This is a genomic window from Aeromonas sp. 602658, assembly GCF_049173005.1.
Lineage (GTDB): Bacteria > Pseudomonadota > Gammaproteobacteria > Enterobacterales > Aeromonadaceae > Aeromonas > Aeromonas veronii_A.
The window spans coordinates 14,632-35,576 of the sequence record NZ_JAAKRF010000006.1 but is presented as its reverse complement, the minus strand read 5'-3'; the positions used below and the strand labels follow the sequence as shown (position 1 = coordinate 35,576).

Here is a 20,945-nt window from a genome sequence, read left to right as displayed (position 1 = left end):
ACATCCGATCACCCTTTATCATTCGATGGCCCACTCCTTGAACTTGCGCTCCAGCGTCTTGCGCGCCACCCCGAGCACCCGGGAAGCGGCCGACTTGTTGCCATCATGGCTCGCCACCACTTGCAGAATATGAGCCTTCTCCACCTCCGCCAATGGCCACTCCAGCGGGTAGCCCGCCTCGCTCCCGCCGGCTTCGGCAGGCTTGACGCTCTGCCAATATTCAGCGGGCGGCTTGCCCAGCAGCAGGCAGCGCTCAATGAGGTTGCGCAGCTCGCGTACGTTGCCGGGCCAGGGATAGGCCTGCATCGCCACCACATCCTCGTGGGTCCAGCTCAAGGAGCCCATCCCCATCTCGGCGGTGAGCTGGCGGGTAAAGTGGTGTACCAGCGCGGGGATGTCGTCAATGCGATCCCGCAAGGGTGCAACCGGCAGCGCCACCACGTTGAGGCGATAGAAGAGGTCCTCGCGAAAGCGGCCCGCCTCCACCTCGGCCTTGAGGTTGCGATTGGTGGCGGCGACGATGCGCACATCCACCGACAATTCGCGCTCGGCCCCCACCGGGCGGATGGCCTTCTGCTCCAGCGCCCGCAGCAGGGAAGCCTGCATGGCAAGGGGCATCTCGCCGATCTCGTCCAAGAAGAGCGTCCCCTGATGAGCGACCCGGAACAGGCCGTCACGCCCCTTGCGGGCGCCGGTAAAGGCCCCCTGCACATGGCCAAACAGCTCGCTTTCCAGAAGCTCCGGGGCGATAGAGGCGCAGTTGAGGGGCACAAAGGCCCCCACCCGGCCAGAGAGCTGATGCAGGGCGCGGGCCACCAGCTCCTTGCCGGTGCCGGATTCCCCCTCCACCAATACGGCGGCGTTGGAGGGGGCCACTCTGGCGATCAGGGTCTTGAGCTCGCGGGTCTTGGCGCTGTCGCCGATCAGAGTGGGCGGGAACAGCTTGCTCACCTCCCGACGCAACAGCAGGTTCTCCCGCTCCATCTGACGGCGCTCGATGACCCTGTCCACCGCTTGCACCATCTGCTCCAGGTTGAAAGGCTTGAGGATAAAGTCGCAGGCTCCCAGACGCAGCGCCTTGAGGGCGGTCTCCATATCACCAAAACCGGTCATGAAGATGATGTCGCTGCGACGGGTGCCGGGCTCGATAGCCTCGTGCCACTCGATACCGGAGCGTCCCGGCATCCGGATATCGGCGATGATGAGATCGAAGTGAAGGCGGCAGCGCAAGGCTTCCGCCTCCTCCACACTGGCGGCTGTCTCTATCTGGGCGAAACGCTTGGCCAGCGCCTTGGCCAGAAAGCTGCGCATGCCGGGCTCATCGTCAACGATAAGCAGGGAGAGGGCAGACCAGAGACCGGGAGAGGCTGTCATGGAAAAAAGTACCTCGAATACAGGTAAGGTCGAAGAATGTCCCGATAACCGGAACCTTTGTGGGACATTTTGTCCTTCCCGCAGCAAAATCACCAACACCAATTATTAAAAGCGATAACCGGCTCACCTAATTGCCACCATTAAATAACTGTTTTTTAAGGGCAAAGAGCTAATCTCTGTTATCAGAAACAGTTTGGCACCCCGCTTGCTTGGTCGTTTCCTCTCTCACCGACCCTGAAAGTTGCATCACGATGACGATTAAAACCTGCCTCAAACGTTTTGCCCTCTCCCTCGCCGCCAGCCTGCTGATCGCCGGTGCGGCCCACGCCGAAGCGGATACTAATGCCACAAAAGCGCCGATCCGACTCGCCACCACCACCAGCACCGAGCAGTCCGGTCTGCTGGGCTGGCTGCTGCCCCAGTTCACCAAGGAGACCGGTTATCCGGTGCAGGTGATGGCGGCCGGTACCGGCCAGAGCCTGAAGATGGGCGAGAATGGCGACGCGGATCTGGTGATGACCCACGCCCCCTCTGCCGAGAAGAAGTTCGTCGATGCGGGCTTTGGCATCGAGCCGGTACACCTGATGTACAACGACTTCGTTATCGTCGGCCCGGCGAAAGACCCGGCGGGTCTGGCTAAATTGCACGACGCGGCCAAGGGGCTGCAAGCCATCAAGGAACAGGGCCAGACCTTTATCTCCCGCGGTGACGAGTCCGGCACCCACATCAAGGAGAAGACCCTGTGGCAAGCCGCAGACGTTAAACCCGAGTTTGCCGGTTACAAATCCATCGGCCAGGGGATGGGCCCGACCCTGACCATGGCCTCGGAGCTCGGTGCCTACACCCTGACCGACCGCGGCACCTGGCTCGCCTACCAGAGCAAGCTGGATCTCGCCGTGCTGCTGGAGGGTGACAAGCGCCTGTTCAACCCCTATCAGGTGATCCTGGTCAACCCCAAGCGCTACCCGGATCTCAACACCGAAGGGGCACGCACCCTCAAGAACTGGCTGATCTCCGAGCATGGCCAGAAGCTGATCGGCGATTTCAAGGTGGCGGGTCAGGCGCTGTTTGTAGCGGATGCCAACGGGAAATAATGGCAACGCTGACCGCTGAGCTGACCTTGATGGCCCTCCCCCGGTTCGCTGAGGGAGGCGCCTGATGCCGACCCTGCTCGACACGACCGTATTGACGGCCCTCGCCCTGCACGATGAGAGAGAGGTCTGATGCCGACATTGATCGACACGACATTGGCGGCTCTCGCCCTGCTGTTCAGTGGTGACACTGAACTGTGGCAGGTGGTGGGGGTCTCCTTCTCCGTCTCCTGCATCGCTCTGCTGCTGGTGCTGCTGCCCGCCTTGCTGCTGGGCTTTGCGCTGGCCTATCTGCCGCTGCCCGGCCGCTGGCTCTGGCTCTCCTGCATCAATACCCTGCAATCGGTGCCGACCGTGGTGATTGGCCTCTTGCTCTACATGCTGCTGTCGCGGGCCGGCCCTTTTGGCGACTGGAAGCTGCTCTTTACCCAGCAGGCGATGGTGGTGGGGCAGATGCTGATCGCCTTTCCGGTGATCGCCACCATGGCCCACGCGGCGTTTGTCCAGAGCGACCGGCGTGCCTGGGAGACCGCCCTGACCCTGGGGGTCTCCTGGCCCAAGGCGCTGGTCGGCCTGATGCACGAGTGCCGCTTTGGCCTGCTGGCCGCCATCATCGGCGCCTTCAGCCGCATCGTCACCGAGGTGGGCTGCTCCATGATGGTGGGGGGCAATATCCTGCACTTTACCCGCAATATCCCCACCGCCATCGCGCTGGAGACCCAGAAAGGGGCCTTCACTCAGGGGGTGGCCCTCGGCATAGTGCTGCTCACCCTCGCCCTCTTGCTCAACCTGCTGCTGACGGCCTGTCGCGGCCACAGCTATCTGAAGAACTGACCATGCCCCCACTGCGTACCAACAGGAGTACCCCATGGCCCTGACCGCCCACCAGCTAACGATGCGCTTTGGCGAGCGCCAGCTGTTCGAGATTGACCGGCTCGCCATCGCACCGGGGGATGCCATCTGGCTGCATGGAGCCAACGGGGTGGGCAAGACCACCTTGCTCAAAATCCTGGCGGGGCTGCTGGCACCCACACGCGGCCACACCAATCTGCCGGGGCGCTGGCAACAGCGGCTCAACCGGTTGCTCAAGCGGGATCTGGGGCCGGGCCGGGTTACCTATCTGCACCAGACTCCCTATCTGTTCGATCGCACGGTGCACGATAACGTGGCCTGGGCGCTGGATAAACAACTCGGCAGCGAGATCCGGGTGTTCGAGGCGCTGCGCCGGGTCGAGCTGGAGGGGTTGGCGCGGGAGCACATCAGCATTTTGTCCGGTGGCGAACGGCAACGGCTGGCGATGGCCCGTGCCTGGGCACTGCAACCGGCCTTTCTGCTGATGGATGAGCCCACCGCCAATCTGGATACACATTCGGTTGCCCTGATGGCCGCATTGGCGCAAGATCTGCGGGAACATGGCAGCGGCCTGGTCGTCATCAGCCACCAGAGCAACGCATTGACCTCCCTGTGCGAGCGGCAATGGACCCTCGCCCGTGGCCAGCTGCAAGAGACGACCCCTTTAAAAATCATCGAGCGACATGACTTCAAAAAGCGACAGCCACTCTGATCCCGTTGCCGTATCAGCAGTGATCCTGGCAGGAGGCCGCGCCACCCGGATGGGGGGCGAAGACAAGGGATGGGTAGCACTGGCGGGACGCCCTCTTATCGACCACGTTCTGGCACGGCTGCGCCCCCAGGTGGATGAGGTACTGATCAACGCCAACCGCAGTCAGGCCCGCTATCAGGCGCTAGCCCCGGTCATCAGCGATGACAACAACGACTATCTCGGCCCGCTGGCGGGCATGCAGGCAGGTCTTGCTGCCGCCCGTCACGACTGGGTGCTGTTTGTCCCCTGCGATGGCCCCGCCCTGCCGCTGGATCTGATGAGCCGCTTTCGCGCCGCCCTGACCCCGGATACCGAGCTGGTAGTGGCCCACGATGGCGACTGGTTGCAACCCGTGGTGGCCCTGCTGCACAAATCCCTGCTCCCCTCCCTCACCGCTGCGTTGGCAGAGGGAGAGCGCAAAATCGATATCTGGTTTGCCCGCCACAATATGGCGGTGGTGAGCTTTGCCGATCAGCCGGATGCCTTTATCAATCTCAATAGCCCTGCCGAGCTGGCCGCCTACGAGGCCCGTCTGCTTGCCCCGGCTATCGACCCCCAACAAGGAGTCACCTCATGACCCCGGCCCCCACTCTTCCCCTGCTTGGCTTCGCCGCCTGGAGCGGCACCGGCAAGACCACCTTGCTGGAGCAGTTGATCCCCCTGTTGGTGGATCGCGGCCTGCGCATCGGGGTGCTCAAACACGCCCACCACGACTTTGATATCGACCAGCCGGGCAAAGACAGCCATCGCCTGCGCAAGGCGGGTGCCAAGCAGATGATGGTTGCCTCCCGCCGTCGTCATGCCCGTATGATTGAAACCGAGCTGGCCGAAGCGGACTTTCGCCAGCTGCTGGCCAGCTTCGATCAGACAGAGCTCGATCTGCTCTTGGTCGAGGGGTTCAAGCACGAACACTTCCCGAAAATCGAGCTGCACCGCGCCGAGATTGGCAAGCCGCTGCTCTTCCCCGAAGACAGCGACATCATCGCGCTGGCCAGCGATCAGCCCGCAGAGACCACCCTGCCGCAGCTCGATATCAACGACCTTGAGGCTATCGCCGACTTCGTCTGCAGTTGGCTTGACGGCTGCCAGAGCAAGGAGCCGGAGGCGGGCAAGGGCTTTCTCTCGGTCGAGGCGGCCCGCAATGCCATTCTGGCGGCCCTCACCCCGAGCACGGCCTGCAGCGACAAACCGCTGGCCCAGTGCCACGGCGCCGTGCTGGCCGCCGATCTGATAAGCCCCATCAATGTGCCCCCCCATGCCAACTCGGCGATGGATGGTGTTGGCCTTCGTAGCGACGATCTCGCCGCCGGTCGCTGGCAACTGGTGGGGGAAGTGCTGGCGGGCCAGCAGCGCCACGAACCTGTGCTGGCCGGTCAGGCGGTGCAGATCATGACCGGCGCCCCGCTGCCCCCCGGGGTAGATACCGTGGTGATGCGTGAAGAGACGCTGATTGAAGGTGAGTGGGTTACGGTCACCGCACCGATCCGCGCAGGGCAGAATGTGCGCCTCGCCGGCGAAGATCTCGCCAAAGGCGCGGTCGCCATTCCGGCCGGTACCTGGCTTGGTGCCCCCCAGCTGGGGCTGGCGGCATCACTCGGTCAAGCCAGTCTCACGGTGCGCACCCCGCTGAAAGTGGCGCTGTTCAGTACCGGCGACGAGGTGCAGGCGCCGGGCGAGCAGCTCGCCCCCGGCCATATCTTCGACAGCAACCGCTTCACCCTGATGGCCCTTATCCGCGCCGCTGGTTGCGAGGTGATGGACCTTGGCATCATTCCCGATGACAAGACCATTCTGCGCCAACAGCTGGAGCAGGCCGCCGCCAGCGCCGATCTGGTGCTGAGCTCGGGCGGTGTCTCGGTGGGCAACGCCGACTTTATCAAGCTGGTGCTGGCGGAGCTCGGCCAGATCGATTTCTGGCGCATCCAGATGCGGCCGGGCCGCCCGCTCGCCTTTGGCAAGCTGGGGCAGACCCCCTTCTTCGGCCTACCCGGCAATCCGGTAGCCGCCATGGTCTGCTTCCTGCAATTTGTCGAGCCTGCCATCGCCCGCTTGCAAGGCAAGCGGTGGCAGCCGCTGCGCCTCTCGGCGCTGGCGGACGAGAAGATGAAGAGCCGCCCGGGGCGCACCGAGTTTCTGCGCGGCATCTTCCATCAGGACCGTAACGGCCAGCTGCGGGTGCGCACCACAGGGCCACAGGGCTCCGGCATTCTCAGCTCCATGGCCGATGCCAACTGCCTGATCGAAATCGTACCGGATCAACCCGGGATAGCCGTTGGCGAGCGGGTCTGGATCCACCCCCTGCAGGGACGACTGGCCTAAATCCCGACGGGGCGTTGGCCGGATGCACGGCGCCCCGTCACCCACCTGACAGGAGGCAGACCGTGCGTCTTGATGCCCCCCTCTCCCGACTCGATCTGCTGGTCTATGGCCGCTACCGGATCGTACATGGCCTGCGCATTGCGCTCGCCTTTATGCTCACCTTTCTGCTGACCCGCGAGCTGAAACTGCCGGAGAGCACCTGGCCGCTGATAACCTTGGTGGTGGTGATGGGCCCCATCTCGTTTTGGGGCAATGTGCTCTCCCGCGCCCTGCAGCGGGTGGTGGGCACCATCTTCGGCGCCAGTTGCGGGGTGGTGGCGCTCTATCTCGAGATCTACTCCCTGCCACTCACCCTGATCTGGTGCGGCTGCATCATGTTCCTCTGCGGCTATCTGGCCCTCGGCAAGCGCCCCTATGTGGGGCTGCTGATCGGCATCACGCTGGGGGTCACCATGGGGGCCATGCCGGGGGATATAGAGACGGCGCTGTGGCGCAGTGCCGACGTGATACTGGGCTCCCTGCTGGCACTGCTCTTTTGCAGCATCTACCCCCAGCGGGCCTACAGCCACTGGCGGCTGCAACTGCACCAGATCCTGCAGCAGTCGGGGCGGCTCTATCACACCCACCTCTCCCCCAATGTGCTGGAGCGCCCGCGCCTCAAGCACAATCTCTCCCAACTGCTGGCCCAGACCGGCAAACTGCGGGCCCTGCTGGCCCCTGCGGCCAAGGAGACACGCCACAGCGTCGCCCTGTTTGATGCGGTGCAGGTCACCATGCGCAATACCCTCTGCACTCTTGAGATGCTGGCCAACACCTACTGGAATGATCGGGATAGCCACTTCCTGATGCAGAGCACGGTTGCTCTGCAAGCCTGCCATCTGGCCACCGAGGAGGCGATCAACCAGCTTGCCCTGATGATGCAAACCGGTGACGGGCGTGGCGCGGATGCCGCCATCGCCCGCCTACACGAGGTGGCGACCCAGGTATCGCTGCCGCCCAACGCTGAGGCAGCCATCAATGGTTACCTCTGGCTCAACGTGCAGCTGACCGAGCAGCTCACCCACCTGCGCCGCCTGCTGGGACTGATCCTCACCCCACCCCATCGCAAGCAGCCGGACTAGACCCAATGCAAAACGCCCCGCAGTTGCGGGGCGTTCTTGTCGGCATAGGCACTGATGATCAAGCCGCCGTGCGGGCGTTCTCGCTCATCTGCTCCAGCTCTGACCGGGTCAGGGTAGAAACAAACTTGCCATCAAAATAGATATCCATCAGCTCACCACGCTTTTCTCCGCGCATCATGCTGCTGCGACCATCCAGATAGTGCACCTCCATCTGGGCGGTACGCTCGTCCGGGTAGCTGATCTCCACCTCGCGTACCCCTTGCGGCAGCATGGCCAGCGGCACCGTCTTGAGGGCCGGATCCAGGTGCTGGTTCACCTTGATCACCGGATTGGCCTTCATGTCCACCACTGCCGGGGATTTGCCGGTGATGGGGTTCTTGCCAGACCAGAACTCGATGGTATTGAAAATGAACAGGTCAGCGGTCGCGGCCAGACCGTAGACAGGGGAAAGCAGCATAAAGACACCGGCCCGGCCGTAGCGGTTATCCACCACGCTCAGGTTGCCCTTGGTGACCATGCCGGAAAGCCCCATCTGCCCCATACAGCCGCCCAGACCCATGCTCGCGACCATAACCAGCAGGGCCATTGCCCGCCCCTTCTGTTGTAATGCCATCTTGTTCTGTTCCTGCTCTGAAATAAATGAGGCGGCAAGCCTAATCAAGGGGCCAGAAGAGGACAATTCACAATGGCGGGACGATACAGGAGGGGTTCAGATTGGCATATCAAGTGCGCAATAAATAAGCACCGATGGGATTGCCATCCGATCGGTGCCTCATTCAACAATCAATAAACGTCAGGAGCCGATGGCCAGATTGGAGACTGTCTCGGTCACATTGATGGCGCCTTGCTCGATCTGTGACATCACGCCACTCACCTCGCCGATCTGCTCCTTGCCACGCTGGGCACTGGTGGCCACCTCATTGATGTTGCCGGTGATCTGGGCCGTCAGTTCGCGGTTTTTCTGAACCACGCTGGCGATCTCGCCGGTCGAGAGGGAGGTGCGCGCAGCCAGCTGACGTACCTCGTCGGCCACCACCGCAAAGCCGCGTCCCTGATCGCCGGCCCGGGCGGCCTCGATGGCTGCGTTAAGGGCCAGCAGATTGGTCTGCTCGGCAATACTGCTGATGGTCGAGACGATAGCTTCAATGCTTTTCGACTGCTCATTGAGCTGGCCAATCAGGCCGGAAGTGCGACTCACCTGTTCGGAAATGGCGCTGGAGATGGCAACCGATGCCGCCAGCAGTTCAGACCCGGTTTCGGCAAAGCGGGTGGTCTCCTGCGAAATGGTCTGGGCTATGTTGGCCGCCTCGCTCACTGCCTGGGCGCGCTTGATCCGCTCTGTCACCTCACTGGCAAACTTGATCACCTTGACCACCTTGCCGCTCTCATCCTTGATGGGGTTGTAGGTAGCCTCCAGCCAGATCTCGTTACCGTGGCTGTCACGGCGACTGAACAGCCCCGACTTGAGCTGGCCGTGGGCCAGATCGTCCCAGAAGTGGGGTTGCTCGCGATAGAAGCTCTCATCGCAAAACAGCCTGTGATGCTGCCCCTTGAGCTGCGAAAGGGAGTAACCGACGCAGGAGAGGAAATTCTGATTGGCCGTCACAATCTCCCCCTTGGGGGTGAACTCGATAATGGCGAGCGCCCGATCGAGTGCCGAGATGATCGCTTTCTGACGACTCAACTGCTGATAACTCTCGGTAATATCGGAGGCAATCTTGACGACCCTGAGCACCTTGCCGTCAAGCTTGACCGGGAAGTAGGTAGCCTCCAGCCACAACTCCCTGCCATGTTTGTCAATGCGCTGGTAGATGCCACTGTGGGAATGCCCCTGACGCAACTGTTCCCAAAACTGGGCGTAGGAGGATGACTGGGCGTAGTGGGCATCACAAAAGATCCGGTGGTGTTTACCAATCACCTCCTGCTCGCTATAGCCCACCACATTCAGAAACAGCGGGTTCGCCTCGAGGATCTCGCCGCTTGGAGTGAAACTGATGGTAGCGACACCGACTTTTACTGCATCAATAAATGCCTGGGCCTGGGCCAACTGCATTTGACACGCTTGTAATTCCGCTTTGAGTTTGAAGTTGAACATCTTGCCCTGCCCCTCTGTTACCTGGTTACAACTACGTCACATCTGCATGAACTTTAGACGAGAAACCATAGAGATAACGGGGCCCATCGATTAATGGTGCTAGGTCCCACTCCAGATAGGCTGGATTGGCGACAAAGCCGATCCGCTCATAGAGAGGGCGCCCCTGCTCGCTGGCATGGAGCCACACCTTGCCCAGCTGGCGCGCGCAGGCGAAAGCTGTAATGGCATCGAGCAGCGCCGTGGCGATCCCCTGCTGGCGCCATTGTGGCCGCGTATACATATTGAGCAGATACCCCTCCACCCCCGCCAGATTGCCGGGATAGGGTGGCCGTTCAAACAATGCCAGCGTCCCTGCCGCCACGATCTGTTTGCCGCCCTCCTGCGTATCGGCCTCAGCCAGCCAGGATAAAGCACTCTCTTCACTCATCGCCCGGGTGAAATAGTCAAGGGTGGCCTGCCACAAGGCCGGGTCTGCCTGCGGCGTCACCAGCTCACCGACCTCACAAAACAGCTCCATGCGCAGCGCCACCAGTGCGGGTATATCTGCGGCCCTTGCCTGACGAATGATCATTGGCTGCTCCTTTTCTCTCATGGGAAATTTCGCCGGCCGTCATTATGACAAAGAGCGCCTTGTGGCGCTCTTTGTGATTGGGAAAATCACTGATAAATCAATGGTTGCGACGTGTCAGCCAATAATCCAGGCTCAGCACACCGCCGCCCCAGATGATCAGGGTCAGCAGCATCCAGCCCCACAGCTGGTGATCGTAAAAGCCACCCGCCCAGAGGGTCGGGTAGGAGATCACCGCCATGATATTGAAGCCAAACAGCAGCAAGGCGGCCGGGCGAGTAAAAAGCCCCACCAGCAGGAAGAGCGGCAACAGCAGCTCGGTCGCCGTACCCAGATAAGCAGCCCACAACCAGGGCAGCAGGGGCACCTGATACTCGGATTCAAACAGATAGAGGGTGGAATCCCACGCCGTCAGCTTGAGCCAGCCTGAAGTGAAAAAAACCGAGGCGACCCAAAGCCGCGCCAGCAACAGCACACCAGCGCTGCTCCAGCGCGGCAAATCACCACTCGAGCTGGCCAGCGCCAGCCATATGTTTGCCATCATGGCATTACCTCCATATCCACCAGCAGACCAAGAGTTATCAGGCGAGTGAGATGTTCACTGGCCGCAGGGTCGGCCGCCAGCAGATCGACCAGCGCCGCACCAGCGAGACAACCCTGCAACAGCGCCCACTCACCCGCCGTCAGGGGCAAGGGGGCAACCCGGCAATCCGGCTGTTTCTTCAATGCCAGCCAGACGGGGGCATCAAGCACCTCCACCGCTTCACCACCGTGCAGCGCCATCTGCCAAAGGGCCAGCACCGGATAATCGCTGGCAACCAGCAGCAGATCCGTGACTGGCAAGAGTCGCAGCCGCTCCCATTGTTGCGGCGATAATGCGGCCAGACGCTCGGCTGGCCAGCAGCGTGATTCCAGCGGCAGCAGACTGGCACGCTCAAGCTGCCATTCGAACTGCGCCAGCGCCTCCAGCCAGGGCAGCCCGGTTGTAGTTGGCAAGCGGGCCAACCATTGGCCAAATCCGGCGCCATAGTGCATGACGCTCCCTTCCCTGAGCGGCTCGGCTAATACGAAGCCACGGGCCGCCGCTGCAAAAAAGTCATCCCCGACCATAGCCTTGACGGCGGGATAACTGCTCGCCAGCACCTCGCCAAGGCTCAGGATGAAGTGGTTGCGATAGACCTGCAGCACCGATTCGGCAGAAAAGAGCCGGGAGCTGATGTGAGGGGAAATGGCGTCAGGCGCTCCCAGCAGACCATCGGCAAAGTGCTGTTGCAGCTGTGCCAGTTCAGCCATGGGCCACCTCCCGTGGTGCACTCATGGCACGCGCCTCATCCAGAATGGCACTGGCCTTCGCCGCCTCTGCCAGCAAGACCGGCAGCGGCGGGATCTCGAGGTCCCACTCAATCAGGGTGGGAATGGCCTGCTTGCGGCAGATCTGGCGATAGAGTTCCCAGACCGGCTCCACCACAGGGGCGCTGTGGGTATCGATATAGAGGGAGCCTTCCGGCAACTGCTTCTCGGTATAACCGGCCAGATGGATCTCCCCGACGGTGGCGAGATCGATCGCCGCCAGATACTCATCGCAAGAGAAACCGTGATTGAAGGCACTGACATAGAGATTGTTGAGGTCGAGCAGGATGCCGCACTCGCTGCGCTGCTGCAGCTCGGCCAGAAATTCCCACTCGCTCATCTCCCCGGCCAGTTGCAGATAGGAGGAGGGATTTTCAATCAACATGCGGCAACCCAGGGTCTGTTGTACCTGCTGGATCTTGTCGCTCATGTTGCGCAGGGAGGCTCGGGTATAGGGCACCGGCAGCAGATCGTTGAAGTAACGCCCGCCAATGCTGCCCCAGCTGAGATGTTCGGAGATCCGTACCGGTTTGATCGCCGCGGCCAGTGTCGACAACTGCTGCAGATGGTGCGGATCGAGCGGGTCGGCAGAACCGAGGGACATGCCAACGCCGTGAAGACTGACGGGGTAGTGTTGCGCCAGTTCGGCGAGCACCTGAAAACCCTGGCTGTGCCGTTCGAAGTAATTTTCACTGTGCACCTCCAGCCAACCGACTGCCGGCAGGGTTTGCCGGATCTCATCGTAATGGGGAGTGCGTAATCCGATACCAATCAAAGGGTTCATCGCAAGACTCGCTTTCGCCAATCAGAGAAGATGCAGGGGGCGACCCATTGGCCATCCCCTGCCCGATGTCTCTTACTTGGGTTGCAGCGAACCGCCGACCAGCTTCTCGCACAGCCCTTTGGGCATCACCACAAAGGCATCACCCTGAGCATCTTCCTTGGCAGTACCGGCGCAGGAGCTGCTCTTGGTCGCACAGTCATTCTTACTGGCCTTGACCACGCCGTAGCACTTCTCCTTTTCATCGGCAGCCATGGCTGGCGCCGCGATAAATTGGGCGCCCAGCGCCAGCAGACCGGTCATGGCGGAGGCGATAGCAGTGCTTTTTTTAACATTCATGTTCATGTTCCTTTTGATGTCGTTGGATGTTGCTGATATCCCCGATTTGTCGCAACCGGGTACCTGCAATAGAACCGGCAAACGGGATATTCCCTTTCAAAAAAACACAAAAAGAGTTAAAAAATCCAAAGTAAGACTCTCAATTAATTGATTTTAAAAAGCTATTTCATCATTGAAAATTTCTCGACGCCCACCCATTAATGAACGGGGAAAGTGCCATATGGTGCTTTCATCCCGTTAATCTTCTTCACTGCTTCCATCAAAAGAGAGGCGTCAGACATAAAAAAGCCCCGCCAACAGGCAGGGCTGGATGCAACTTTAAAGAAACAAGAAATAAACAATCGGAGTGGTGTTGGGAGCCAGGAGTTACGGCAAGCAGATAAAAAAAGAGACAGCTTTGGCTGTCTCTTTTTTGCACATGGTGCGAATGGGGTTTAGTAGAAGATCCGCTCGCCACGCTCGCTCATTTTGAGCCACACAGGTTTGGTGCTGGTTTTGTTCCAGATCCGGTGCAGATAGCTGTAGAAGCGGGCACGATCGCTGCGAAACAGCATCACGGGGAAAGCCAGAATGCCCACCAGCAATACATAAATGCGACGAAGAATAATCTGAGTCAGGGAAAAGGGATGAAACATGATGTAACTCCTTACTGGTAAGACCACTGAGCAAAGATTACCCCACTCCATGTAGGATTACTACATCACCAACGCATTTTTTTATAAAAAAATGATGAAAAATGGGAAATGCTGAAAACGGGTTACGTCATTAACCAACAATTAACAAACTTGCGAAAATCGTGCGCTTTGCCACAGTTATCAGGGGAAAAACATGCAGTAGGGAGACACGCATGAAACTGCCGGAAGTGGCACTGCTGGTGCTGATGGTTGCCCTGACACGGGCACAACTGGAGGAGTGGCAACTGAATCGGGAAGATGCCATCGTGCTGGCCGAACGGGGCGTGCCCACCGTCAGCCTGTGGCAATGCGGCACGCTGAAGCAACGGATTGCGGATCTCAACCAGCACAGTGCCGAGGTGCAGTTTCAATATCGGGGGCAAAACATGGCGGATGTGAGCCACTATCTCGAGCGGGAGTGGAAACAGGCTGGCTGCGAACAGTTACTGGTACAGCAAGGATACTGACCACGGCTCAGAGTCGAAGAGTGATGATTGAGATGAACATAGAGAATATGGAGGCACGTTCCGGAGTCGAACCGGACTAAACGGATTTGCAATCCGCTGCATAACCGCTTTGCTAACGCGCCATGCTGACAAGACTGTTTGCCTTGAAAGTGAGTTCCATCGTTGGTGTGATGGAAAATTGGAGCGGGAAACGAGACTCGAACTCGCGACCCCGACCTTGGCAAGGTCGTGCTCTACCAACTGAGCTATTCCCGCGTTACTGCTTTCGTGCCAGTTGCCTGACAACGAGGCGCATTATACGTATCACGAGCGCCAGCACAACCCCTTTTTCGCAATTTAAGCCCTGATGCAGACTGTTTGCTCAGGGTTTAAACGCCTTGCTGCATTTTTCTCCAGCCAGCTGTGACCCACCAAGCGAATTTGGGATAAAGTCGTTGAAATGATTACGCTTTCGTTCGAGACTTGAGCGGCTTAATAACCGGATTCTCAATTGAAAATCACAAGATGAAATGGATCTTCACGCTTCGTGGGCTCAGGCCGCAGTTAATGCTGGCTTTTTTCATGTTGGGCATGGTGCCCTTTTTGGTCATCACCCTCTTCTTCCTATACAGCCACGGCAAGGATCTCACCACCCAGACCTCCAACCATCTGGTCTCCGTTCGTAATATCAAGAAGAGTCAGCTCGAGGATTACTTCAACAACCTCAAAGAGCAGATCATCAACTTCTCCCAGCAGGATTTTGCCGGCAACAGTATCGGCCGTTTCTATGGCTTTACCGGCGCCTTCGAGAAGTTGGGCACCACACCGCAGGAGGCCCGCAGCCGTGCTCAGGCCCGCTATCTGCCAGGCTCCTGGGATCAACTGCGCAAACCGGAAAGTCAGGTGGAGATCGAACCCTCCATCACGGCGCTTATCCTCGCCGACGAGATGTATGGCCGGGTGCACCAGCGCTTTCATCGCGGCTATGCCGACATGGTGCGCAAGTCCAACTACAGCGACATCTTTCTGGTGGACCTCAACGGTGATGTGGTCTATTCGGTCACCAAGCACCCTAACTTTGCCACCAATCTGCTCTCCGGCCCCTATCAGGGCAGTGGCTTGGGCCAGACCTTTGCCAAGATCAAACGCCGCCTTGATGGCGGCCAGAAGCCGCAGCAGATCTTCGAATTCACCGATTTTGGCCGCAACGAGCTGACCGGCCAGGTGGTCGCCTACATGGCCGCCCCCGTGATGCAGTACGACTATGTGCGCGGTGTGGTGATTTTCGAGCTGCTGCCGGACAAGCTCAACCAGATCATGGCGGAGCGGGAGGGGCTGGGCGAGACCGGCGAGACAATCCTCATCGGCCCTGACAAGCGGATGCGCGCCGATGCCTGGCTGGCACCGGAGTTCAGCGTAGAGAACAGCTTCAGCCCCAACTTCCGTCCACTGCAAACGCCCCTCATCACCAAGACGCTCTCCGGCGAGCAGGGGGTCGGGCTGTTCCACTCCTATCAGGATGACGAGGTGCTGGCCGCCTACACCCAGGTGAAGGTGTTCGATACCGAGTGGGCCTTTATCGCCGAGATCTCCACCCGGGAAGCCTATGCCCCGATCCGCCAGCTGGAAACTCTGGTAATTGTGCTGGGGGCGGGCTCGGTACTACTGCTGATCCTCTTCTCCCGCTGGCTCTCCCACTCCATCACGGCGCCGCTGCGCTCCCTGACCGAAGCGGCCGAGCAGGTGGCCGACGGCGCGCTGGATCACCCCATCGCCATCGAGCGCACCGGCGATGATATCGACCGGCTGGCCGAGGCGTTTCGCCATATGCAGCGCTCGGTGAAAGACAAGATCGAACTGATCGAACAGCAGACCCAGGAGCTGCAACAGCAGGTCAAGTTGACCCACAAGCAGAACCTCAGCCTGCAGCAAGCGGACAAGCTCAAGGATGAACTGCTGGCCAACACCTCCCACGAGCTGCGTACCCCCATTCACGGCATCAAGGGGATGGCCGAGTCGATGCTCGCCAGCCAGCAGGATTTGACCGAAGGGCAGCAAAAGCAGCTCGGCCTCATCATCAAGAGTGCAGACGGCTTGGCCCGTCTGGTTGACGATCTGCTGGACTACCACCAGATGCGCTACGGCCAGCTGGAGATCCACTCCCAGCCCGTCTCATCCAAGGGGGTTATCCGGCTGGTGCTGGACCTCTGCCAGCATCTGGTGCAGGCCAAACCCCTCACCCTGGTGGATATCAGCCCGGCCGAACTGCCGCCGGTACTGGCCGATGAGCAGCGGCTCGAACAGGTGCTCTACAACCTGGTGGGCAACGCCATCAAGTACACGCCGCAGGGCAAGGTGGTGCTCAGTGCCATCGTCGAGAACAACTTCCTGCGCATCAAGGTCACGGATACCGGCATCGGCATCGCCCCCGACCATCTGGAACATATCTTCGAGCCGCTGGTGCAGATGAGCCCGGAGGTAAGCAAGCAGGGGGCCGGCCTTGGCCTCTCCATCACCCGCCAGCTGGTGCACCTGATGGGGGGCGAGCTGTTTGTCGAGAGCGAGCCGAGCGTTGGCTCTACCTTCGCCTTTACCCTGCCCCTTGCCACCGGCAAAGCGGCCAATCTGACTCTCGACAGCCGCCAGATCGAGCATCAGCTGGTGCGCCAGCAACCGCTGATCCTGCCTGACTGGGAGAGCGACGATCTGCCCCCTCCCCCCGAGGATGCGCCGCTCATTCTGGTGGTGGATGACGAGCCCATCAACCTGCACATCCTGCGCCATCTGTTGCAACCCTGCGGCTACCGCATCCTGCCCAGCAGTGACGGCCACGATGCGCTGGCCAAGCTGGCCGAGGAGCAGGTGGACCTCATCCTGCTCGATGTGATGATGCCGACCCTTTCCGGTTTTGACGTCTGCCGTCGCCTGCGCCAGCAACACCCGAAAGATATGCTGCCGGTGCTGCTGCTCACCGCCCTCAACCAGCCCAAGGATATCGAGGAGGGCTTCGGGGCCGGTGCCAACGACTATCTGGTCAAACCCTTCTGCAAGGAAGAGCTGTTTGCCCGGGTCAAGGCACTGCTGGAAGCCAAGGCCGGACGCGCCTCGCTGGTAGAGAACCGGCTATTGAAGCAGGAGATCGAACATCGCCTCACCCTGCTGGATCGACTGCATCAGGATCAGCAGCGGCTGCTGGCCCTGCTCGGCGAAGGGGCCGACCCCATGATCTTTATCGACGAGCAGGGCACTGTGCTGTTTGCCTCCCGGGTACTGGCGCGCCTGCTGGGACAGGAGCCGGAAGCCATGGAGGGGCAGCCCCTCAATGAGTGGCTCGCCACCCCGCTGCAACAGCAGTGGCCCGACCTTGCCAGCGAACGGGAACACAATCTGGAATTTTTGGTGGCCGGGCAAAAAGATGTGCTCAACGCCCGTGCCCTGCCCATCGCGCTCGGAGGACAGGCCGCTTTCGCCCTCGCTCTGAGTACCGAGCAGCGTCAGGATGAGAACCGGGTAATGGCGCTGGAGAACGCCCTCAAGAACCTCTCGCGGCAAGCCATCATCGAAGATGAACAGCTGCTGGGCGAGCTGAGCCGCCTGGGTGGCGAGTTCCGTTCGCTGGCCGACGACCTCATTCGCCAGCAGGATGACGAGCCGCTGCGCCGGGCGCTGGTAGAGACCATGCAGCTCACCCTGGATGCCTGGCAGCAGGGGACCGGCAAGGGCAAAATCGTGCTGGCGGAGAAGAGCAAGCTGTGGCGGGTCTATATGGACAGATCCAGCCCGCAGACCCGCACCCTCGACAAATACCTGAGTCTGGACACCCTGCCCAAGTCGCCACGCTGGAAGACGGTCGTGGCCACCACCGAGTATGTGCTGGGCCACTGCCCGCTCAATGACCACCAGCGCCAGCAGTTGCAGCACAGCGCCCAGACCCTGCGTCAACTCGCCAACCGCAAGCCGTGACACGGCGCCCTAAACGGGCGCCGGATCACAATTGGCAATCTGGTTTCTTTTTGCGCAAAACAAAGCCCCGCACAACTCCGAAAACGAGAGCAGATCCAATTCACAAATTTGTCATATACGCCATTTTCACAGCCACTTTTTACGCGAAAGCAAATAACGCAAACCAATGATTTTAAACAGATAAAAATCCATTTTGACGAGATTGACGTAACACCGTCAATTTTTACGAAAACAACGAAATCAATAGTTGTTGTTTTCCTGTTAATTCTGGTTTGCTTAGGGCGTTGGAAAACAGAACGACAAAGGTTAGACACCTGACCAACACAGAGGGCCGATTTCATCAGCATGCGAAACCGGTGCTCACACAAAACAAGGCGAACCCTCGGGAATGCCAAAAAATAAGAAAGGAAAACATATGCTTGCCAAAGTATCCAAAATCTCTACCGCTGTAATGCTGGGAACCATGATGCTTGCCGGTGCCGCCGGTAACGCCATGGCCGCAGAAAACAAAACCGTGCTGACCATGGTCGCACAGCAGGAAACCGCCTGGGTCAAGAACTTCAACCCCTTCCTGCAAGCGGGCTTGCTGCACACCACCCGTCACTTCATCTATGAACCGCTGGTGATCTTCAACGATATGCAAGGGGGCAAACCCGTCTATCGTCTGGCCACCAACTATGCGTTCAGCGATGACCTGAAATCCGTCACCTTCGATCTGCGTGACGGCGTGAAGTGGTCTGACGGCGAAGCCTTTGATGCCGATGACATCATCTTCTCCTTCAATCTGGTCAAGGCCAACAAGGCGCTGGATGAGCGCTCAATCTGGACCCAGATCAAGAGCGTCGAGAAGCTGGCCCCCAACAAGGTCAAATTCGACCTGACCGAGGTCAACACCAACGTGGTGAACGATCTGGTGCTGGTACCTATCGTGCCGGAGCATCAGTGGAAATCGGTGAAAGATCCGGTTGCCTTCACCAACGACAAGCCGGTTGGTACTGGCCCCTTCACCGAAGTGGACAACTTCTCCGCCCAGCTCTATACCCAGTGCCGCAACCCGCACTACTGGGATAACGCCAACCTCGCCATCGACTGTATCCGCATGCCGCAGATGGCCACCAACGACCAGGTGCTGGCCGCTGTCATGAAAGGTGACATCGACTGGTTCGGCTCCTTCGTACCGGATATCGAGCGCCTCTACGTCGGCAACGATCCGAAGAACAACAAATACTGGTTCCCGGCCTCCGGTACCGTGGCGTTCAACGTCAACTTCCAGACCAAAAACCCGGGCAATAACGAAGCCTTCAACGATATCAACTTCCGCCGCGCCTTCTCCATGGCGATGGACCGCCAGTCCATGGTGGATATCGCGGGCTACGGCTACCCCACCGTCAACGAGTACCCGTCAGGTCTGGGCAAAGCCTTTGACTCCTGGAACAACCCGGAAGTGGACAAGAAGTACGGCAAGTACAACAAGTTCGACCTGGAAGGGGCCAAGGCCCTGCTGAAAGAGGCAGGCTACAAGGATTGTGACGGCGACAAGTTCCTCGACACTCCGAGCTGCAAAAAGATCGAGTTCAAGGTACTGGTACCGAACGGCTGGACCGACTGGGTCAACACAGTTCAGATTGGTGTAGAAGGGCTGCAGGCGCTGGGCCTGAACGCCAAGACCGCCACCCCGGAAGCGACCGTCTGGACCGAGAACCTGATCACCGGTGACTTCGATGTCGCCCTGCAGGGTTACTTTGCCGGTGCCAACCCGCACAAGTACTTCGAGACCGCGTTCCACTCCCGCAACATGGGCGACCGTGGCAACCGCTTCGCCGCGCCCCGTTACAAGGATCCCGAGCTCGACAAGCTGATCGATGACTTCACCCAGACCGCCGATGCGGCCAAGCAGAAGGAGATCATGTTCGCCATCCAGGATCGTGTTGGTGCCAACCAGACCATCATTCCGGTCTTCAACAACCCGACCTGGTACGAGTACAGCACCAAGCGCTTCAACGGCTGGTTCAGTGCTGATAACCCGGTAGCCAAACCTCAGCTCCACCCGGACACCCCTGAGCGTCTGCTGCACGTGTTGTCCCTCAAGCCAAACAGCTAAACAATCCCGGCCCCCTGCGGGGGGCCATCTTCCCCGTTAATCCCCTTCTTGCCCGGCACCGCCGGGGTTGGGGTCGCTATACCCGACGCGGGGCAGACTTGCAGTAAAAGGTACTATCATGGGATTCATACTGAGACGCTTTTCCTTCTACCTGGTTGCCTTTCTGGTAGCCGCCACCATCAACTTCCTGTTACCCCGTGCCATGCCAGGGGATCCTGTCTCCGTGATGTTTGCCCGCGCTGGCGCCATGATGGAACCCGCCGCCCTGGAAGCCCTCAAAGCCACCTTCGGCTTCGTCGACGGCCCCATCGGCACCCAGTTTCTCACCTATGTGAAGAGTGTCTTCACCTGGGATCTCGGCACCTCGGTGCGCTTCTACCCGCAGCAGGTCTCTGACGTGCTGGGCCGTGCCATCGGCTGGACCCTGTTTCTGGTCGGCACCTCCACCATCCTGAGCTTCTCCCTCGGTTCCATCGTTGGCATCTTCGCCGCCTGGTATCGCGGCGGCCGGATGGACAGCATTCTCTCCCCGCTCACCCTGGTGATGCAGGCCATTCCGCCGGTGGTGGTCTCCCTGCTCGCCCTGTTCCTGTTCGGGGTCAGCCTCGAATGGCTGCCCATCGGCTACGCCTACAGCCCGGAGATCAAGGCTGACTGGGGCTGGGAGCACATCAAGAGCATCATGACCCACGCCATCATGCCGGTGCTGACCCTGGCCGTGGTGCAGGTGGGGGGCTTTCTCATCACCATGCGCAACAACATGATCAACCTGCTGGGCGAGGATTACATCACCATGGCCAAGGCCAAGGGGCTTTCCAGCAACCGGGTGATCTTCAACTACGGCGCCCGCAACGCCATTCTGCCCAGCGTCACCGCCCTCTCCATGGCGCTCGGTTTCGTCATCGGTGGCTCTCTCATCACCGAGGTGATCTTCAACTATCCCGGTCTGGGCCTGACTCTCTATCAGGGCATTCTGGCCCGCGACTACCCGCTCATTCAGGGGCAGCTGCTCATCATGACCATCACCATGCTCAGCTTCAATTTCCTGGCCGACGTGCTCTACGTCTTCCTGGATCCCCGTCTGCGTACAGGAGGCAAATAAGATGCGTATGCCGACCAT

The 20,945-nt window shown here is 59.9% G+C and carries 18 protein-coding genes, 2 tRNA genes and 1 pseudogene; 10 read left to right on the top strand and 11 right to left on the bottom strand.

Annotated elements, in window-relative coordinates; all coding sequences use genetic code 11:
* Nucleotides 1–18: 18 nt before the first annotated feature.
* A complete protein-coding gene (locus tag G5253_RS07350; RefSeq protein ID WP_421203037.1) occupies nt 19–1,374 on the bottom strand; it encodes a sigma-54-dependent transcriptional regulator in 1,356 nt (451 codons plus the stop codon).
* A 251-nt stretch (nt 1,375–1,625) separates the two neighbouring features.
* On the opposite strand from G5253_RS07350, the gene G5253_RS07345 reads away from it, so the two are divergent.
* From G5253_RS07345 to G5253_RS07320, 6 genes are all read left to right on the top strand, one after another.
* Nucleotides 1,626–2,468, top strand: a complete 843-nt coding sequence (locus G5253_RS07345; RefSeq protein WP_167566292.1) for a substrate-binding domain-containing protein — start codon at nt 1,626–1,628, stop codon at nt 2,466–2,468.
* A 129-nt stretch (nt 2,469–2,597) separates the two neighbouring features.
* Nucleotides 2,598–3,299: an ABC transporter permease gene (locus G5253_RS07340; protein ID WP_421203035.1), complete on the top strand. Its 702-nt coding sequence runs from the start codon at nt 2,598–2,600 to the stop codon at nt 3,297–3,299.
* A gap of 34 nt (nt 3,300–3,333) precedes the next feature.
* Nucleotides 3,334–4,029, top strand: coding sequence for an energy-coupling factor ABC transporter ATP-binding protein (locus G5253_RS07335; protein WP_019446237.1), 696 nt, complete (start codon nt 3,334–3,336; stop codon nt 4,027–4,029).
* Nucleotides 4,001–4,645, top strand: coding sequence for a molybdenum cofactor guanylyltransferase MobA (mobA, locus tag G5253_RS07330; protein ID WP_111900511.1), 645 nt, complete (start codon nt 4,001–4,003; stop codon nt 4,643–4,645). Before G5253_RS07335 ends, mobA begins: the two co-directional genes overlap by 29 nt.
* A complete protein-coding gene (locus G5253_RS07325) occupies nt 4,642–6,387 on the top strand; it encodes a bifunctional molybdopterin-guanine dinucleotide biosynthesis adaptor protein MobB/molybdopterin molybdotransferase MoeA (RefSeq protein WP_421203032.1) in 1,746 nt (581 codons plus the stop codon). The genes mobA and G5253_RS07325 overlap by 4 nt, the downstream gene beginning before the upstream one ends.
* Nucleotides 6,388–6,449: 62 nt before the next feature.
* Nucleotides 6,450–7,508, top strand: a complete 1,059-nt coding sequence (locus G5253_RS07320; RefSeq protein WP_421203030.1) for an FUSC family protein — start codon at nt 6,450–6,452, stop codon at nt 7,506–7,508.
* A gap of 58 nt (nt 7,509–7,566) precedes the next feature.
* Here G5253_RS07320 and G5253_RS07315 read toward each other — a convergent pair whose 3' ends face one another.
* The 8 genes and pseudogenes from G5253_RS07315 to G5253_RS07280 form a co-directional block, all read right to left on the bottom strand.
* Complete coding sequence (locus G5253_RS07315) at nt 7,567–8,121, bottom strand: DUF3332 domain-containing protein (RefSeq protein WP_216953117.1); 555 nt, start codon at nt 8,119–8,121, stop codon at nt 7,567–7,569.
* Nucleotides 8,122–8,301: 180 nt separating this feature from the next.
* Nucleotides 8,302–9,603, bottom strand: a complete 1,302-nt coding sequence (locus G5253_RS07310) for a methyl-accepting chemotaxis protein (RefSeq protein ID WP_421203028.1) — start codon at nt 9,601–9,603, stop codon at nt 8,302–8,304.
* Between the two features lie 106 nt (nt 9,604–9,709).
* A pseudogene (locus tag G5253_RS07305) lies at nt 9,710–10,174 on the bottom strand (GNAT family N-acetyltransferase); the annotation flags it as partial.
* 97 nt (nt 10,175–10,271) lie between these two features.
* Complete coding sequence (locus tag G5253_RS07300) at nt 10,272–10,715, bottom strand: DoxX family protein (protein ID WP_421203026.1); 444 nt, start codon at nt 10,713–10,715, stop codon at nt 10,272–10,274.
* Nucleotides 10,712–11,464, bottom strand: a complete 753-nt coding sequence (locus tag G5253_RS07295) for a putative DNA-binding domain-containing protein (protein WP_421203025.1) — start codon at nt 11,462–11,464, stop codon at nt 10,712–10,714. Before G5253_RS07295 ends, G5253_RS07300 begins: the two co-directional genes overlap by 4 nt.
* Nucleotides 11,457–12,305 (bottom strand): DUF692 domain-containing protein, encoded by an 849-nt coding sequence (locus G5253_RS07290; protein WP_421203023.1) that lies wholly within the window; start codon nt 12,303–12,305, stop codon nt 11,457–11,459. The genes G5253_RS07295 and G5253_RS07290 overlap by 8 nt, the downstream gene beginning before the upstream one ends.
* 72 nt (nt 12,306–12,377) lie before the next feature.
* Nucleotides 12,378–12,641, bottom strand: coding sequence for a DUF2282 domain-containing protein (locus tag G5253_RS07285; RefSeq protein ID WP_005334862.1), 264 nt, complete (start codon nt 12,639–12,641; stop codon nt 12,378–12,380).
* A 434-nt stretch (nt 12,642–13,075) separates the two neighbouring features.
* A complete protein-coding gene (locus G5253_RS07280) occupies nt 13,076–13,276 on the bottom strand; it encodes a YbfA family protein (RefSeq protein ID WP_005334863.1) in 201 nt (66 codons plus the stop codon).
* 212 nt (nt 13,277–13,488) lie between these two features.
* Between G5253_RS07280 and G5253_RS07275 the strand changes: the two genes are divergently transcribed.
* Nucleotides 13,489–13,782, top strand: a complete 294-nt coding sequence (locus G5253_RS07275) for a hypothetical protein (protein ID WP_005347702.1) — start codon at nt 13,489–13,491, stop codon at nt 13,780–13,782.
* 48 nt (nt 13,783–13,830) lie between these two features.
* On the opposite strand, the gene G5253_RS07270 is transcribed toward G5253_RS07275, so the two are convergent.
* Both G5253_RS07270 and G5253_RS07265 read right to left on the bottom strand, forming a co-directional pair.
* Nucleotides 13,831–13,904 (bottom strand) — tRNA-Cys (locus tag G5253_RS07270).
* Nucleotides 13,905–13,961: 57 nt separating this feature from the next.
* Nucleotides 13,962–14,037: transfer RNA gene (locus G5253_RS07265), tRNA-Gly, on the bottom strand.
* Nucleotides 14,038–14,286: 249 nt separating this feature from the next.
* Between G5253_RS07265 and G5253_RS07260 the strand changes: the two genes are divergently transcribed.
* The 3 genes from G5253_RS07260 to G5253_RS07250 all read left to right on the top strand — a co-directional run bounded on the left by G5253_RS07260 (nt 14,287) and on the right by G5253_RS07250 (nt 20,927).
* Entirely contained in the window at nt 14,287–17,724 is a 3,438-nt protein-coding gene (locus tag G5253_RS07260; RefSeq protein WP_421203021.1) for an ATP-binding protein, read from the top strand.
* 415 nt (nt 17,725–18,139) lie between these two features.
* A complete protein-coding gene (locus G5253_RS07255) occupies nt 18,140–19,825 on the top strand; it encodes an ABC transporter substrate-binding protein (RefSeq protein ID WP_005353816.1) in 1,686 nt (561 codons plus the stop codon).
* Nucleotides 19,826–19,943: 118 nt separating this feature from the next.
* The gene (locus G5253_RS07250) at nt 19,944–20,927 is read left to right on the top strand and encodes an ABC transporter permease (protein ID WP_005334871.1); all 984 of its coding nucleotides are present in this window, start codon (nt 19,944–19,946) and stop codon (nt 20,925–20,927) included.
* Nucleotides 20,928–20,945 lie beyond the last annotated feature (18 nt).

Bases quoted from the DNA above. Each gene is read 5' to 3' on its own strand.
- G5253_RS07335 (WP_019446237.1), top strand. From the start codon at position 3,334: ATGGCCCTGACCGCCCACCAGCTAACGATGCGCTTTGGCGAGCGCCAG.
- G5253_RS07310 (WP_421203028.1), bottom strand. From the start codon at position 9,603: ATGTTCAACTTCAAACTCAAAGCGGAATTACAAGCGTGTCAAATGCAG.
- G5253_RS07325 (WP_421203032.1), top strand. From the start codon at position 4,642: ATGACCCCGGCCCCCACTCTTCCCCTGCTTGGCTTCGCCGCCTGGAGC.
- G5253_RS07260 (WP_421203021.1), top strand. From the start codon at position 14,287: ATGAAATGGATCTTCACGCTTCGTGGGCTCAGGCCGCAGTTAATGCTG.
- mobA (WP_111900511.1), top strand. From the start codon at position 4,001: ATGACTTCAAAAAGCGACAGCCACTCTGATCCCGTTGCCGTATCAGCA.
- G5253_RS07250 (WP_005334871.1), top strand. From the start codon at position 19,944: ATGGGATTCATACTGAGACGCTTTTCCTTCTACCTGGTTGCCTTTCTG.
- G5253_RS07275 (WP_005347702.1), top strand. From the start codon at position 13,489: ATGAAACTGCCGGAAGTGGCACTGCTGGTGCTGATGGTTGCCCTGACA.
- G5253_RS07290 (WP_421203023.1), bottom strand. From the start codon at position 12,305: ATGAACCCTTTGATTGGTATCGGATTACGCACTCCCCATTACGATGAG.
- G5253_RS07340 (WP_421203035.1), top strand. From the start codon at position 2,598: ATGCCGACATTGATCGACACGACATTGGCGGCTCTCGCCCTGCTGTTC.
- G5253_RS07255 (WP_005353816.1), top strand. From the start codon at position 18,140: ATGCTTGCCAAAGTATCCAAAATCTCTACCGCTGTAATGCTGGGAACC.
- G5253_RS07280 (WP_005334863.1), bottom strand. From the start codon at position 13,276: ATGTTTCATCCCTTTTCCCTGACTCAGATTATTCTTCGTCGCATTTAT.
- G5253_RS07315 (WP_216953117.1), bottom strand. From the start codon at position 8,121: ATGGCATTACAACAGAAGGGGCGGGCAATGGCCCTGCTGGTTATGGTC.
- G5253_RS07295 (WP_421203025.1), bottom strand. From the start codon at position 11,464: ATGGCTGAACTGGCACAGCTGCAACAGCACTTTGCCGATGGTCTGCTG.
- G5253_RS07300 (WP_421203026.1), bottom strand. From the start codon at position 10,715: ATGATGGCAAACATATGGCTGGCGCTGGCCAGCTCGAGTGGTGATTTG.
- G5253_RS07350 (WP_421203037.1), bottom strand. From the start codon at position 1,374: ATGACAGCCTCTCCCGGTCTCTGGTCTGCCCTCTCCCTGCTTATCGTT.
- G5253_RS07345 (WP_167566292.1), top strand. From the start codon at position 1,626: ATGACGATTAAAACCTGCCTCAAACGTTTTGCCCTCTCCCTCGCCGCC.
- G5253_RS07285 (WP_005334862.1), bottom strand. From the start codon at position 12,641: ATGAATGTTAAAAAAAGCACTGCTATCGCCTCCGCCATGACCGGTCTG.